The organism is Sphingorhabdus rigui, from assembly GCF_014196595.1.
GTDB classification, from domain to species: Bacteria; Pseudomonadota; Alphaproteobacteria; order Sphingomonadales; family Sphingomonadaceae; genus Sphingorhabdus_B; species Sphingorhabdus_B rigui.
On record NZ_JACIEA010000001.1, the window covers coordinates 292,017 to 306,756 of the forward strand.

The following is a 14,740-nucleotide window of genomic DNA, read 5'->3' on the forward strand; positions in this document are numbered from 1 at the left end:
ATTTATGACCGTTTCGGACCTTACCGCATGGCCAGCCACAGCAAAGCCGCTGAACCAACAATGATTCGGTAATAGGCAAATGGTGCGAAGCCAAATCTGCCCACCAGCGCCACGAACGCTTTCACCACGATCACGGCAACGACAAATGCGGCGGTGAACCCAATGGCAATCATGTCGAGGTCATCGGCGCTCAGAAGTGCGCGATCTTTCCATAGCGCGTAGACGGTCGCGGCCATCATCGTTGGGACGGCGAGGAAAAACGAAAATTCGGCCGCGGTTTTGCGTTCGACACCCATCATCAGCCCGCCCATGATCGTTGCACCTGACCGGCTCACCCCGGGCAGCATGGCGGTGCACTGAATAAGGCCGATGGATAAAGCCGTGCCGAACGGTATGTCCTCCACCGAATGGAAGCGCACATTTTTCACGATCCGCTCAAGAACCAATATGATGATGCCGCCGACGATCAGCGCGATGGCGACAATTTCGGGCGTTTGCATCGCGGCGCGGATGGCGTCGTACGCGACAACGCCGATGAGCAACGCTGGCACAAAGCCGAGCAGGATGTTGCGCGTGAACGCGATTGGACCGGGCTGCGCTTTTAATAAGCCGGTGCCGACGGCCCAAAAACGCTGCCAATATACCAGCAACACCGCCAATATTGCACCCAGCTGGATGGCAATTTTGAACGCGATCGAACTATTGTCGGTAAATCCAACCAGTTCACCGGCAAGTATGAGATGTCCGGTGGACGATACGGGCAGAAACTCCGTAAGCCCCTCGATAATACCAAGGAGCACGGCGATCAGCCAATCGCTCACTGACCGCCACCAAAGCGACCATGCCGGCGATAGATGTTCAGCCAGTCAGCGGCGATCGTATCGAGCGGTGTCGGCACGATGCCGTAGGCCGCCAGCCCGTCTGTGCCGGTTACGACATTGTCCTTGCCCAACATCTTATATTGATCTTGGGTGATAGGCGCGCCCGGCAACCAACCCGTGCCCTTGGCGAGCAGCTTTGCCGCGATGTCGGGCACTTCCACAAATATGCGATCACGGCCGATGGCTTTGGCGATCCAGCGGTTCAGCTCCATCATCGAAAATATTTCGGGGCCACCCAGCTCAAGCGTGCTTCCGTCCTGATGCGCCACCGCCTTAGCGACAGCCTTGGCGACATCGCCCACAAATACCGGCTGGAACTTGGTGTCTGCCCCAATGACGGGAACGACAGGAAGCGCGCGGATCATTCCGGCAAAGCGGTTGATGAACTGGTCTTCGCGGCCAAAGACGATGGATGGGCGAAGGATAACCGCCGACGGAAATGCTGCGCGCACGGCGGCTTCGCCACCTGCCTTGCTCTGCCCATATTCCGCTTCGCTGTGCGCATCGGCGCCAATGGCCGATACATGGACGAGCGCTTTGACACCGGCGGCGGCTGCAGCCTGCGCCACGATGCCTGCGCCAACATTTTGCACAGCGTCCATATTATCGAAGCTGCCGACAAGATTGATGACCGCATCCGCATCTTTCACGGCGCGTGCCACGCTATCTGGCTTGCGCACATCCGCCGCCATCAATTGAACTTGGCCGACATTGCCGAGCGGTTTGATATGATTGGCGCCGCCGACGTTGCGGCAGGCCACACGAATACGTGCGCCTTCGTTCAACAGCGCCTGCGCCACATAGCGGCCCAGAAAACCGCTGCCGCCAAAAATCGTTACCAACTTGCCTTGCATAAATGCTCCATCATGCAGCGTGTGAATTGGTTGGCGCTTTGCACCACCACCCGAAAGCTTTCAAGGCCGACCTGCGCCCGCTTGCAGATAATTGGTTCGCCCTGTGCCTTATCATTGGCATCCTATTCTCTTCACGGTAACGGATATTGATGTGTCTAGATGGAACCTTGTGCATAAGGGGGTGCTGGGCGCGAAGGGATGTCTGTTTGATCCGATTAACTGCCTTTTTGTATCTTGGTTGTGCTGCCGCACCTTTGCTCGCGCAAAATCCGGCTGGCGGTGCCGTTGTGCCCGTGCAGGCGCCACCCACCGTGCCGTTGAAAGTTGTGAGCCCCGCACCTGCTGATCCGCAAACCCCAATCATTGGCGACGCGGAATTCGACGCCGCCATCCCGTCACTGGACGACGCGCCGTTGGAGAGCATCGACGCATGGCAGGCCGAACAAGAAACAAAGGAAGAAGGCGGCACGGTCCAACAACAGACAGCTCAAACCGCTGCCGATCCCGCTATCGCAGCCGTGCAGGACGGCGATGCCGTGGAAATCCTGCCCGATCCGCCCGTCACGGACCCGTTGCTGGACGATCCGCTTCCGCCAATAGATAGCTTTGATGCTGAACCACCGCCGGAACCAACGCAGGCTGCCGAACGTGAGGCGCGGGCGTTGCGTTATGTACTGCGCATCGATGGGCTGGATGCCACAAAGACAACCGATATTGCCAAAGACGCCGACGGAGTCGCTGTGGAAGCCGCTATTTGGCGTGATGTGCGCGCAAGATTTGATAGCCTGTCGGTGCTCAACGATGGTGACGGTACGGCGGAAAACCGCGCAGAAATTAGCCAACGTGCACGCGCCGACCGTCAGTTGCTGTTGGATGTCCTAAATGGTCAGGGCTTTTTTGACGCTGATGTGCGTGTCGCGGTTCAGCCTTCTGTCGTCGAAGGCCAGCCCTTGAACGTCATCCTGACGGTTGTGCCCGGACGGCGTTATTATCTCGGGCAAATCGCCTTTTCTGCCCCCGCTGTTCAACCGGCGGATCTTATCAGCCGCAGCTTTGTTCCCAAAGGCGGCGACCCGATTGTCGCGGACATCATTTTGGCGGCCGAAGCAAATATTTCGGTCGAGTTGCCCCAAAATGGCTATCCTTTTGCAAAGGTTGGCGAGCGGGACATATTTCTGGATAGCGACAGGGGCGTTGGCGACTACAGCTTGCCTGTGGAAACGGGCGCACGCAGCTATTTCGGGCAATTGCGGACCGAAGGCACCACCGCTTTTGACGCCGACCATGTCTCGATATTGCGGCGGTTTAAGACCGGCGACCTGTATGACAGCCGGAAAGTTGACGATTTGCGCGCCGCGCTCATCGCCACGGGCTTGCTGTCGACAGTATCTGTTGAACCTGTCCCGGGTGAGGGCAGCGCGCCAGATGGAACGCCTTATGCCGACTTGCTTGTGCGGCAGGAAGCGGCACCGCCGCGCACCATTGCGGGCAGCGCAGGCTATGGCACAGGGCAGGGCTTGCGTGCCGACGCAAGCTGGACACATCGCAATCTGTTCCCTCCGGAAGGATCGCTGACCGCAACGGGCGTGGTGGGCACAAAAGAACAAGCTGCGAGCATATCCGTCGCGCGGGCGAATGCCGGACGGCGCGACCGCAATATCGACATATCGTTGACCGCTTTGCACAGCAATTACGACGCTTTTGAAGCCTATACCGGGCGTCTGGCGGGAACGATGTCATTCGTATCGACGCCCATCTGGCAAAAGAAATTCACATGGTCGATTGGCGCGGAAATATTGGCGACATCAGAAGACCAGTTTGATTTCGCGCGCGGGCTTCGCGACCGGCAGATCTTTTATGTCGCGGCGCTTCCCGGGCAAGTCGGCTTTGACCGGTCCGACAATCTATTGGACCCGACCAAAGGATATCGCGTCAATGTGCGCGTGTCGCCAGAGACATCGCTTGGGACCGGAAAGCAGATTTATGCGCGGGCCATTCTTGACGCGTCTTATTATTATCCGGTGAAAGACAATATCGTTGTGGCCGCCCGCGCGCGGGTGGGGACGATATCGGGCATCGCACGCGATAACCTTGCCCCTTCGCGGCGCTTTTATGGCGGCGGTGGTGGATCGGTGCGTGGCTTTGGCTATCAACAGCTTGGCCCGAAAGATCCAAATAACGATCCGGTGGGCGGCCGGAGCATGAATGAATTCGCATTGGAGGGTCGCTATCGTTTTGGCAATTATGGCGTGGTCGGCTTTGTCGATGCGGGCCAAGCATATGAATCGAGCATTCCAAAGTTCAACGACTGGCGCATGGGCGTCGGGGTTGGCGGGCGCTTTTACACTAATTTTGGCCCAATCCGTCTGGATTTCGCAACGCCTGTGAACCGGCGACTGGGTGAATCGCGCTTCAGCGTTTATGTGTCGATTGGACAGGCGTTTTGATGATGTGGCGGCGCATAGCCATCGGGGCCGGGGCGGTCATGGCATTGCTGTTGCTGGTGATCGCCGGTGGCTATGTGTGGCTGGATACCCAATCCGGACGAAATTTTGTCGCGCGGCAGATTGCTGCGTTCGAAATGGAAAATGGCCTCAACATCCGCATCGGGAAAATTGAGGGTTCGATTTACAGCGATACCATCCTGCGCGATGTCCAGTTCCGCGATCCCAAGGGCGGCTTTGCCCGTGCGCCCGAAATCCGGCTTGATTGGAACCCGCTGTCTTATTTCTCCAGCGGCGTAAACATCACCTCGCTGCGCGCGCCCACGCTCAACGTCGCGCGGATGCCGGCATTGCGCATATTGCCCGACCGGGGCGACCCTTTGTTGCCCGATTTGGATATCAACATTGGCCAGCTGCACATTGACCGCATTGTGTTTGCCAAAGGCATTACGGGCGAGGAACAGGTCGCCTCACTGTCGGGCAAGGTCCAGATTGCCGATCGCCGCGCAATCGTCACCGCGACAGCGGGCAGCCTGCGCGGTGATCGCATCGTCCTGAAACTCGATGCCGTGCCCGATGACAATCGTTTCGATGTCGACCTGAACCTCGACGCACCGGCCAAGGGCCTTGTTGCCGGGCTGATGGGGCGTGGCGTGCCCATGCAGATGACCCTCGCTGGCCGGGGCAGCTGGCGCAAATGGGACGGCGCTTTGTCCGCGCAAATGGGTGCGGAAGACGTTGCGGACATTGCCCTGACGGCGCGCGAAGGCACATTCACCGCAAAGGGGACCGCCGCGCCTGCCAAGTTCATGGCGAACAGCCTGTTGGTGCGCGCATTATCGCCCGTGGCGAACATCGACATGGCGGCAAGCTTTGCCGAACGGACCGCGAAAATCAGCGGGACATTGCGCTCGGCCGCGATGGAGATGCGCGCAGATGGCATCGCGGACTTGGGCGAAGCGCGTTTCCGCGACCTTGCCTTGGACATAAGGTTGCTTCGGCTCGGCATCATCGGATCGAACGTCAGCGGCACAAATGTGCGCGGAAAGGCATTATTGAACGGGGCATTTGCCCAGCCCACTGTCGCCTATTCCGCGACCGCCACGCGTTTGGCATTCGGCCTTACGACCTTTGAGGATGTGACGCTGAGCGGTGAGGCGCAAGGCGCGGCCGATCGCTTCCTTATTCCGGTAGCCGCCCGTGCGCGGCGCGTCAGCGGTATCAACCAGATCGCCGGTGGCTTGCTGACCAACGTCCGCCTGAACGGTGATTTGGCGATCGCAAAAGGGCGTTTGCTTTCGGATAATCTGAAGATCAGGTCAGACCGCATCAACGCCACGGCCTTGCTGGTCGGCGATATTAATAAGGGTTTTTACACAACCGCGTTGGACGGGAAAGTCGACGGCTTCCAAGTGAACTCGGTCGGGCTGTTTAACGTGGTCGCCGACGTTGATATCGAAACCACCCTTGGCACAGGCTATGCGCTGGTCGGCACATTGAAGGCACGTTCGACGCGATTGTTCAGTGCGGGCGCGCAAAGGTTTCTGGGCGGGCAGATGTTTGTCGATGCCGGCATTCGTTACGGCACCAACGGCATATTGCAGATTACCCGTGCGACCGTCGTTTCGCCGTTGTTCCGGCTGAACAGCGGCACGGGAACTTATGTAGCCCAAGATGGCCGTGTACTTTTTAACGGGCTTGGCTACTCCAACCAATATGGGCCGGTGGCTGTCGCGATGACCGGGACTTTTGACGATCCGGTGTATCGCATCACTGCGACCAATCCGGGCTTTGGCGTTGGTCTATCGAATGTGGTCGGTGTCGTCACGCAAAGCCAGCGGGGATATGCGGTCGCACTGACGGGGTTGACCGATTATGGTCCGATCAGCGGTGATGCCGATGTGCTTTCGGGCGATGGCCCCCTCACGATTGATATCCTACGGGGCAATTTTGCGGGCATCGGCATTACCGGTCGTATCCAGCAAGCCGCCGCGGGTCCCTTTGTCGGCACGCTCACCGGCGCAGGCGCAGGGTTTGACGGAAAAATTGACCTTTCGGCGCAAGGCAGTTTCCAACGCGCCGTCGTTGATGCGGTTGCGTTGAATGCGGAACTCGCCGGTGCGCAAAAACTGGCCATTGGTCGCGGCATCATTAAAGCCGACGTCATTTTGTATGACAGTCCACAGATTGTTGCGGACGTTCAGATGGAAAATGCCATTTTGAACGACATCGCGATTGCCGCCGCCCGGGCAAAGATCAACTATCGCGATGGGACAGGGACGGGGCAGATATTGGCGGAGGGCCGAAGCGAAGTGCCCTTCCGCGTTGCCGCCAATGCAGATTTCACCCCGCGGCTTTGGCGCATCTCTGCCAAGGGCCGGGCGAACAGTGTCGATTTCGCAACCGCTGGTCCCATCCGCATCATTCCGCGCCGCGGCAGCTATGACATTTTGCCGAGCACGATCAAACTGGCGCAAGGTTCGGTCCGGTTGGCCGGAAGCTATGGCGATACGATGTCATTCCAATCACGGTTGGACAAGGTCGACATCGCCGCATTGAATCCGCTCTTTCCCGTTCCCGGCCTGAGTGGAACCGTCACCGGAAGCCTCGATTGGGCGCAAGCATCCTTGGCGGCGTTTCCGCGCGCCGATGCACGGTTGGAAATCAGCAGCTTCGTCCGCGCAAATCTGGGGTCGCGTTCGCAACCTGTCGACATCAGTCTGGTCGGGCGATTGTTGCCCGATGGCGGCAATGCGCGCGCGATTATCCGGCGGCGTGGTGCCGCTGTGGGGCGTGTCCAGATTGACCTGACGCCGCTGCCGCCCGGTACGGCCAGTTGGACCGAACGATTGCTTGCCGCGCCCTTGTCGGGTGGCGTGCGCTATAATGGTCCAGCAGATACGCTGTTTTCGCTGGCGGCTTTGGCGGATCAGAGCCTGTCCGGAAATATTGGCGTCGCGGCGGATTTTTCGGGCCGTGTTCAAACACCGCAACTGACCGGCGTTGTCCGCGCCAATGACCTGATTTACGAAAATGATGTCTATGGCACGCGGTTGACCAATTTGCGCATCCGCGGTCTGTTTACCAACGACCAGTTGGACGTGACCGAGTTGAGCGCAAAGGCGGGCGACGGGACGATCAGCGGCAAGGGCATTGTCAATCTGAGTTCCGCAAAAGGCTTCCCGGTTCAGCTGAACCTTGATCTCGACCGCGCACGTGTTGCCCGAAGCGAGCTGATCTCGACAACGGCAACCGGGCAAATCACCGTATCAAATGCGCCGGACGGTGCTGCACTGATCCGCGGTAAGCTGCGTCTGCCCGAAACGCGTTTCAAAATCATCCGCCAGGGCGCAGCGAAGGTTGCAACACTCACTGGTATCCGCCGCAAACAGTCAATTCGCCGTCCACGGGTGTCGGGTGATGCCGATGCGATCGCAAGCCTGCCCAGTAACTGGAAACTCGACATCGCGCTTGAAGCGCCCGGCAACTTATATGTCACCGGCATGGGTCTTGAATCCGAATGGGGCGCCAAATTGCGGATAACAGGCACCAGCGCTGCGCCGTTGATTTCTGGCGATATGGAATTGGTACGCGGCACATTGGGCTTTGCCGGTCGGTCGTTCGAACTGGAAAGCGGCCGGATATCCTTCAACGGCGGCCCCGCAGCCAACCCGTCGATCCGCGTCGCCGCCGCCAGTGACGTTGACGGCACGACGGTGCGCGTGAACATCAGGGGCACGGGCCAAAATCCCGACATCAGCTTCAGCTCGACCCCGGCATTGCCGCAGGATGAGATTATGGCGCGGATATTGTTTGGCAATTCGATTGGCGAACTGTCCGCGATTCAGGCGGTGCAGCTGGCCGGTTCGCTGAACAATTTGCGTGGCGGACCGGGCGGACTTAATCCGCTTGGCGTGCTGCAGTCGGCAACGGGATTGGACCGGCTGCGCATATTGGGCGCGGATGACATCACGGGACGCGGTATGGCGGTGGCTTTTGGCCAATATATTACCAATGATGTCTATGTCGAAATCGTCACCGACGCGCGGGGCTATACGGCAACGCAGCTGGAAATCAGCCTGACGCCAGCGCTTTCGATCCTAAGCCAGATCGGCAGCGGCGGAACATCCAACGTCAATGTGCGGTATAAAAAGGATTATTGATGCGTCTTGTTGCGTGCATTCTGTTGCTCATACTGGCTGGCTGTCAGAAGGATTTTGACAGCCAATATGCCGAAACCGAACGCAAGGTGAAGGCGGCCGAGGCCAAGATTGACGCGGAAATGGCGAAAGAAGCCAAAAGGGAGCCCGGCGAAGTTTCTAAATCCAACTAATCTATGCGCTTTTGTGGCGCACCCCTTCACATTTTGGTTAACCGGTCCTAACAGATACGCATGTGGCATCTCCATCAATATCCGCTGTGTCCGTTTTCGCGTAAGGTTCGACTGCTTTTGGGCGAAAAGGGTGTGCCGTACAGCCTCGTGCGCGAAAATCCGTGGGAACAGCGCGACGAGTTTCTGCACATGAACCCCGCCGGACGCACGCCGGTGATGCGCGACCCTGAACGCAATATCACCTTGGTCGATTCGGTCGCGATTTCAGAATATATTGATGAAACCGTCGCCACGAATCCGATGATCACGGGCACGGCGCAATATCGCGCCGAAACACGCCGGCTGGTCGCGTGGTTTGACGAACAATTTTATGGCGATGTAACGCAGCCGCTTCTGCATGAACGGATGAAAAAGCGCCTGATCGACCGGCAGCCGCCCGAGTCCAAAATATTGCGTGAAGCCATGAAGCTGGCCAACGGGCATCTCGATTATATCGATTACCTTATTGACCACCGTGCATGGCTGTCCGGCGCAGTGATGAGCATGGCGGATCTTGCCGCGGCCGCGCAAATTTCGGTGGCCGATTATCTCGGCGGAATTGATTGGACGGGGCATGAGCAGACCAAGGCTTGGTATGCGATGTTCAAGTCGCGCCCAAGCTTTCGGCCATTATTGTCCGAACGGATGGAAGTCATCACCCCGCCCAAACATTATGAGCAGGTGGATTTTTAACATACCGCGGTCAAAATACCGGTTGGCAGGTCTTATTCCGAAAGATCAACAACCGGGGTAAATCCGCCAAATATCAGGCGCTTGCCGTCGAATGGCATGGGGTTCTTTGCCGGATCCATTCTGGGATCGCATTTTGATGGATCATTCATCATTTCGGTCATCTTCGCCATTGCCGCGTCGCGCGTATCCTTGTCAGGCCATTCGATCCAACTGAACAACACAGCCTCATCGGGCTCCGCCTTCACTGCCATACGGAAGTCTGTCGTTGTGCCCTCGGGAATATCGTCACCCCAACATTCGACCACCCGCAATGCGCCCATTTCGATAAACACGCTATCTGCTGTGCGCGCATGGTCGATGAACTTCTGTTTGTTCGCCTGCGGACAGGCGATTACAAAACCGTCAATATATGCCATCGTTCTTCTCCTTTGCTGTGCCCCAAATTTCCTCTGTTGACGTGCAATCCTCATTGTACGGGTGGCAACGCTGCCGGCTCGATCCCGATTGGATAGGCCAAGCGGCTGGCTCACCCGCGCATTGCGGCTTCGATGACGGCGACGTCGATCTTGACCATTTGCGCCATGGCATCGAACGCGCGTTTGGCGGCCTCTCCTTCGGAAAAATTCAGGCGAGCCAGCCTTTGCGTTGCCAGTGCCGGGACAGTTGCCACTGCACCACCGCCATCACGATGATGAACATCGGGAAGGCGAGCATGGCGATGTCGGTTTGTGCGCCACTGGCGATCAAGAAGGGATAGCTGAACTGAATGATGATCGCGATCAGGCTGAATGAAAAGGCAAGCGGTGCCCAATATTTGCGCAGGATCAGGCCGATGGCGCCAAGCGTTCCGACGGCAACGCCAATGGCATAAGCCGCCCAAGCCCAGCCTGGCATCGATACCCATAAATCACGCTCAATCTGCGGCAGCGCGGCGATGTCGGTGGCTGACATCGTCCACTGGCTGACAAAGGCACCGACGCCCATAAGGTTCCAGAGCAGGAAGAGGATGCTGACCCAAGTCAGCCAGCGAGGTGTTGTTATGGCGTTCATGTACGTGCTCCAGTTGCGCTGATGCGCAGTGCAAAGAAGGGGGGACGACTCGGGGTCATATGAAAACATAGCAATTGGTCGTTATGTATCAATCCAGCCATGACCTTCGCGTGGTGTAACCGCACTGGGTTAACATGGTTTCGGGTCGGAAATGATATGCCAACGCTTCGTATACGAGCCGCTAGCGGTTGCCCTGATCCGGATTTTTCCCGCATCGGATGTTTGTCGACCACTGGACCGGTCGACCGGACCTCCGCTGCAGTTTCATCCCAGTGTGGCGGGGGTCCATAGGGCGTCATGCGGGGTAACAATATGGTGTCGATAGTCTCGACGGTTGCTTATCTCGGGCTCGAAGCACGCAGTGTCGAGGTACAATGTCAGGTCGCACCCGGCGTGGTGAGCTTCGCGGTCGTGGGACTGCCGGACAAGGCCGTTGCCGAAAGCCGTGAACGCGTGCGTGCCGCGATTTCCGCGTTGGGACTTGCGCTGCCCCCCAAACGGATCACCATCAACCTGTCGCCTGCGGACTTGCCCAAGGAAGGGTCGCATTATGACTTGCCCATTGCGTTGGCCTTATTGGGTGCAATGGGGTTGGTCGATGCAGAGACGCTGGCCCAATATGTCGTGGTGGGGGAACTTGGGCTGGATGGCCGCGTTGCGGCGTCACCTGGCGTGCTCCTCGCGGCGCTGCACGCATCGTCACGCGGCATGGGGTTGATATGTCCGGCGGTGCAGGGGTCCGAAGCCGCGTGGGCGGGCGAGATTGAAGTGATCGCTGCGCCGGATTTGTTGGCGCTGCTGAATCATTTGAAGGGGCAATCGCTGCTGCGGAGCCCCGAACCCGGAATCGCCGAACCGCGCAAAGCTGGCCCTGACATGAAAATGGTGAAGGGGCAGGAAACGGCCAAGCGTGCGCTTGAGATCGCGGCTGCGGGTGGCCACAATCTCTGCATGGTGGGTCCGCCGGGTGCGGGCAAGTCGCTTTTGGCGTCGTGCATGCCGGGTATATTGCCCGAACTGACGCCCGCCGAAGCGTTAGAAGTGTCGATGATTGCATCGGTGGCGGGAACGTTGGAGGGCGGGCGGTTGATGCGCACACGGCCATTCCGCGCGCCGCACCACAGCGCCTCTATGCCGGCGTTGGTCGGTGGCGGCCTGCGTATTCGGCCGGGCGAAGTGAGCCTTGCGCATCTCGGCGTGCTGTTTCTGGATGAGCTGCCCGAATTTCAACGTGCTGTGCTCGATAGCTTGCGGCAACCGCTCGAAACCCGGGAGGTCAGCATTGCGCGCGCGAACAGCCATGTGACATTCCCCGCCAATGTGCAGCTGGTTGCGGCCATGAACCCGTGCCGTTGCGGGCATTTGGGCGATGCCGCTTTGGCCTGCAGCCGCGCTCCGCGTTGCGCCGCCGATTATCAGGCAAAGATATCGGGACCGTTGCTGGATCGCATTGACTTGCATGTGGAGGTGCAGGCGGTGAGCGCCGCGGACCTTGTCCTGCCACCGCCCAGCGAAGGGTCGGCGGAGGTTGCGGCGCGCGTCGATGCCGCGCGCCAAGTGCAAAGCGCGCGTCTGGCGGGGACTGGCCTGCGCACCAATGCGGATTTAGACGGTGACGCGCTGACCGCCTTTGCCAGCCCCGACGCGGCTGGGCAGAAATTGCTGGCGCAAGCGGCAGAAGCAATGCGGTTATCCGCGCGCGGTTATACGCGTATCTTGCGGGTCGCCCGAACGATTGCCGACCTTGCAGGTTCGAACGATGTTGGCCGCATCCATATCGCAGAGGCGCTGAGTTATCGCAGGCAAGCGCCGCGTAACTGAGGTCAGGCTATGCAGGGTGGCAGATATCTGGCGCGCGCGCCGCGCGTTAAGAAAAAAGGTGGTGCGGATGGCGGGACTCGAACCCGCACGCCCAAAAGGACAACAGATTTTAAGTCTGTAGCGTCTACCATTCCGCCACATCCGCATGACATTGCGCAGACAGCATTACGTCCGCACGGTCAAGGGGCTTTGCAGCCCAAGCTTATTTGTTAAGCCGTTCCCGCACTTCCTTGCCGGGTTTGAAATAAGGTACGCGCTTGGAAGGAACGTCAACCGCGGCGCCGGTGCGCGGGTTGCGGCCCTTACGTGGGCTGCGGTCGCGCGTTGAAAATGCGCCAAAGCCGCGCAGTTCGACACGTCCACCGTCGGCAAGACGTTGGATGATTTGGTCGAAAAACAGATCCAAAATCTTTTCGACTTCTTCTGTTGTTAGCTCGGGGTTTTCAGCTTCCAGCTTTTTGATCAATTCTGAACGGATCATTTCATGTCCTTCACATCGGGCCCGCTGAAGTTGCAAGGCAGCTTCTCAAGCGTCTGACGTTGGTAATGGTTCCAAAGTGCCAGAAATTTACCGATATTACAACGGCGTTACCGATGTTGTTTGTCGAAACATCAAAAAACCCGCCCTTCGTGAAAAGGGCGGGTTATTGTTCCGATCAATCGGAGATGTGGATTAGCCGAAGCTTATTTCTTCACGCCCTTGAGCGCTTCACCCAAGATGTCGCCAAGCGATGCGCCGGAATCTGACGAACCATATTGCTCAACAGCTTGCTTCTCTTCAGCGAGTTGAAGCGCCTTGACGGAGAAGTTTGGCTTCTTCGAACGGTCGAAGCCAGTGATCATTGCGTCGAACTTTTGACCAACCTGGAAACGGTCTGGACGTTGCTCGTCACGGTCACGGCCAAGGTCGGCACGCTTGATGAAGCCAGTTGCGCCATCTTCACCGGCCTGCACTTCAAGTCCGCCATCGCGTACTTCAAGAACAGTAACCGTGGTGGTCGCACCCTTCTTCAGGCCGCTTGCCGAAGCAGCGCCGGCTGCCGATGGGGCACCCTTTTCAAGCTGCTTGATGCCAAGCGAAATGCGCTCTTTCTCGGCGTCGATGTCGAGGACGATTGCCTTGACGGTTTCGCCCTTGCGGTGAAGATGCAATGCTTCTTCGCCGGTGATGCCCCATGCGATGTCGGACATGTGGACCATGCCGTCAACGTCGCCGTCGAGGCCGATGAACAGACCGAATTCGGTCGCGTTCTTAACTTCGCCTTCAACGGTCGAACCAACTGGGAACTTGTCAGCAAACGATGCCCATGGATTGTCGTGCGCTTGCTTGAGACCAAGCGAAATGCGGCGCTTTTCCATGTCGATGTCGAGAACGACAACGTCGACTTCTTGGCTTGTCGAAACGATCTTGCCAGGGTGAACGTTCTTCTTTGTCCATGACATTTCCGAAACGTGGACCAAACCTTCGATACCGGCTTCGAGTTCGATGAACGCACCGTACTCGGTGATGTTCGTGACTGCACCCTTGAGCTTTGTGCCCACTGGATATTTGGCAACCGCTGCATCCCAAGGATCGCTTTCCAGCTGCTTCATGCCAAGGCTGATGCGCTGTGTGTCCTTGTTGATACGAACGATCTGAACCTTAACGGTGTCACCAATGTTGATGATTTCGCTTGGGTGGTTGATACGCTTGTAGCTGATGTCGGTGACGTGCAGCAGGCCATCGATGCCGCCCAAGTCAACGAACGCACCGTAATCGGTGATGTTCTTGACAACGCCGTCGATGATCTGACCTTCAGCGAGGTTCTGGATGAGGCCAGTGCGTTGTTCTGCGCGTGTCTCTTCCAAAATGGCGCGGCGCGAAACAACGATGTTGCCACGCTTGCGGTCCATTTTCAGGATGACGAATGGCTGCGCGATGTCCATCAAAGGAGCTACGTCGCGCACAGGGCGAACGTCGACTTGGCTGCCGGGCAAGAATGCCACTGCGCCGCCGAGGTCAACGGTGAAACCACCCTTTACACGGCCGAAGATAACGCCATCGACGCGGTTGCCAGCATCGAATTCGCCTTCAAGAACGTCCCACGCAGCTTCGCGGCGGGCACGGTCACGGCTGAGCATGGCTTCGCCGTTCATATTTTCTACGCGGTCAACGAAGACTTCAACTTCGTCGCCAACCTTCAGGTCGGCTTTTTGGCCGGGCATAGCGAATTCACGCAGCGCCACACGGCCTTCGGATTTGAGACCCACATCGATGACAGCATGGTCATTGTCGATTGCGGTTACGGTGCCTTTTACGACGCGGCCTTCAAAGCCACCGTCTGCGCCACCAAGTGATTCGTCGAGAAGTGCCGCGAAATCGTCGCGGGTCGGGTTTGGCGAAGTTGCCATAGGTTAGAGTTTCCTTACGTACTTTTTGTCCGGCCAGTCGGTTGGTTCCGACGGTCTTTGACCAGAAATGCCCTATTGCCCGAATAGCAATAAAGCGTTCAAATACAGTGCATATCAAACCAAATTACCACGTCATACTGAACTTGTTTCAGCATCCATCCATCAACTTAGACCAAGGGTCAGCGCGGCGAAATGGACCCTGAAACACGTTCAGGGTGACGGTGTGTTCTATCG

General features: G+C 58.0%; 12 protein-coding genes and 1 tRNA gene. 5 read left to right on the top strand and 8 right to left on the bottom strand.

The annotated features are described in order from the left end of the window. Window positions 1–20: 20 nt before the first annotated feature. Window positions 21–821 (bottom strand): undecaprenyl-diphosphate phosphatase, encoded by an 801-nt coding sequence (locus tag GGR91_RS01420; RefSeq protein ID WP_183939345.1) that lies wholly within the window; start codon window positions 819–821, stop codon window positions 21–23. Then, window positions 818–1,735 carry a complex I NDUFA9 subunit family protein gene (locus GGR91_RS01425; RefSeq protein ID WP_183939347.1) on the bottom strand — a complete coding sequence of 306 codons (918 nt, stop codon included), beginning with the start codon at window positions 1,733–1,735 and terminating at the stop codon, window positions 818–820. Before GGR91_RS01425 ends, GGR91_RS01420 begins: the two co-directional genes overlap by 4 nt. Before the next feature lie 206 nt (window positions 1,736–1,941). On the opposite strand from GGR91_RS01425, the gene GGR91_RS01430 reads away from it, so the two are divergent. Genes GGR91_RS01430 through GGR91_RS01445 form a run of 4 tightly spaced genes read left to right on the top strand, consistent with a single transcriptional unit; the run spans window position 1,942 to window position 9,244 of the window. Then, entirely contained in the window at window positions 1,942–4,182 is a 2,241-nt protein-coding gene (locus GGR91_RS01430) for a BamA/TamA family outer membrane protein (RefSeq protein ID WP_183939350.1), read from the top strand. Continuing rightward, window positions 4,182–8,342, top strand: a complete 4,161-nt coding sequence (locus GGR91_RS01435; RefSeq protein WP_183939352.1) for a translocation/assembly module TamB domain-containing protein — start codon at window positions 4,182–4,184, stop codon at window positions 8,340–8,342. Before GGR91_RS01430 ends, GGR91_RS01435 begins: the two co-directional genes overlap by 1 nt. Further along, entirely contained in the window at window positions 8,342–8,512 is a 171-nt protein-coding gene (locus tag GGR91_RS01440; RefSeq protein ID WP_183939354.1) for a hypothetical protein, read from the top strand. The genes GGR91_RS01435 and GGR91_RS01440 overlap by 1 nt, the downstream gene beginning before the upstream one ends. Before the next feature lie 60 nt (window positions 8,513–8,572). After that, window positions 8,573–9,244, top strand: coding sequence for a glutathione S-transferase family protein (locus GGR91_RS01445; protein WP_183939356.1), 672 nt, complete (start codon window positions 8,573–8,575; stop codon window positions 9,242–9,244). Between the two features lie 32 nt (window positions 9,245–9,276). Here the strand turns inward: GGR91_RS01445 and GGR91_RS01450 are convergent, their stop codons facing one another. The 3 genes from GGR91_RS01450 to GGR91_RS01460 all read right to left on the bottom strand — a co-directional run bounded on the left by GGR91_RS01450 (window position 9,277) and on the right by GGR91_RS01460 (window position 10,294). Then, window positions 9,277–9,660, bottom strand: a complete 384-nt coding sequence (locus tag GGR91_RS01450) for a DUF1428 domain-containing protein (RefSeq protein ID WP_183939358.1) — start codon at window positions 9,658–9,660, stop codon at window positions 9,277–9,279. 110 nt (window positions 9,661–9,770) lie between these two features. Next, a complete protein-coding gene (locus GGR91_RS11525; protein WP_221204193.1) occupies window positions 9,771–9,914 on the bottom strand; it encodes a hypothetical protein in 144 nt (47 codons plus the stop codon). Then, a complete protein-coding gene (locus tag GGR91_RS01460; RefSeq protein ID WP_183939360.1) occupies window positions 9,869–10,294 on the bottom strand; it encodes an LCP family protein in 426 nt (141 codons plus the stop codon). Before GGR91_RS01460 ends, GGR91_RS11525 begins: the two co-directional genes overlap by 46 nt. A 312-nt stretch (window positions 10,295–10,606) precedes the next feature. On the opposite strand from GGR91_RS01460, the gene GGR91_RS01465 reads away from it, so the two are divergent. After that, a complete protein-coding gene (locus GGR91_RS01465; RefSeq protein ID WP_183941497.1) occupies window positions 10,607–12,115 on the top strand; it encodes a YifB family Mg chelatase-like AAA ATPase in 1,509 nt (502 codons plus the stop codon). Window positions 12,116–12,174: 59 nt separating this feature from the next. Here GGR91_RS01465 and GGR91_RS01470 read toward each other — a convergent pair. From GGR91_RS01470 to rpsA, 3 genes are all read right to left on the bottom strand, one after another. Next, window positions 12,175–12,260 (bottom strand) — tRNA-Leu (locus GGR91_RS01470). A gap of 57 nt (window positions 12,261–12,317) precedes the next feature. Next, window positions 12,318–12,596 (bottom strand): integration host factor subunit beta, encoded by a 279-nt coding sequence (locus tag GGR91_RS01475; protein ID WP_183939362.1) that lies wholly within the window; start codon window positions 12,594–12,596, stop codon window positions 12,318–12,320. 203 nt (window positions 12,597–12,799) lie between these two features. Further along, on the bottom strand, window positions 12,800–14,506 hold the full coding sequence (gene rpsA, locus GGR91_RS01480; protein WP_183939364.1) for a 30S ribosomal protein S1: 1,707 nt from the start codon (window positions 14,504–14,506) through the stop codon (window positions 12,800–12,802). Window positions 14,507–14,740 lie beyond the last annotated feature (234 nt).

What these genes read in the sequence shown, in the direction of transcription:
- GGR91_RS01425 (WP_183939347.1), bottom strand. Translation starts at nt 1,735, where the DNA reads ATGCAAGGCAAGTTGGTAACGATTTTTGGCGGCAGCGGTTTTCTGGGC.
- GGR91_RS01460 (WP_183939360.1), bottom strand. Translation starts at nt 10,294, where the DNA reads ATGAACGCCATAACAACACCTCGCTGGCTGACTTGGGTCAGCATCCTC.
- rpsA (WP_183939364.1), bottom strand. Translation starts at nt 14,506, where the DNA reads ATGGCAACTTCGCCAAACCCGACCCGCGACGATTTCGCGGCACTTCTC.
- GGR91_RS01440 (WP_183939354.1), top strand. Translation starts at nt 8,342, where the DNA reads ATGCGTCTTGTTGCGTGCATTCTGTTGCTCATACTGGCTGGCTGTCAG.
- GGR91_RS01450 (WP_183939358.1), bottom strand. Translation starts at nt 9,660, where the DNA reads ATGGCATATATTGACGGTTTTGTAATCGCCTGTCCGCAGGCGAACAAA.
- GGR91_RS01465 (WP_183941497.1), top strand. Translation starts at nt 10,607, where the DNA reads ATGGTGTCGATAGTCTCGACGGTTGCTTATCTCGGGCTCGAAGCACGC.
- GGR91_RS01445 (WP_183939356.1), top strand. Translation starts at nt 8,573, where the DNA reads ATGTGGCATCTCCATCAATATCCGCTGTGTCCGTTTTCGCGTAAGGTT.
- GGR91_RS01435 (WP_183939352.1), top strand. Translation starts at nt 4,182, where the DNA reads ATGATGTGGCGGCGCATAGCCATCGGGGCCGGGGCGGTCATGGCATTG.
- GGR91_RS01475 (WP_183939362.1), bottom strand. Translation starts at nt 12,596, where the DNA reads ATGATCCGTTCAGAATTGATCAAAAAGCTGGAAGCTGAAAACCCCGAG.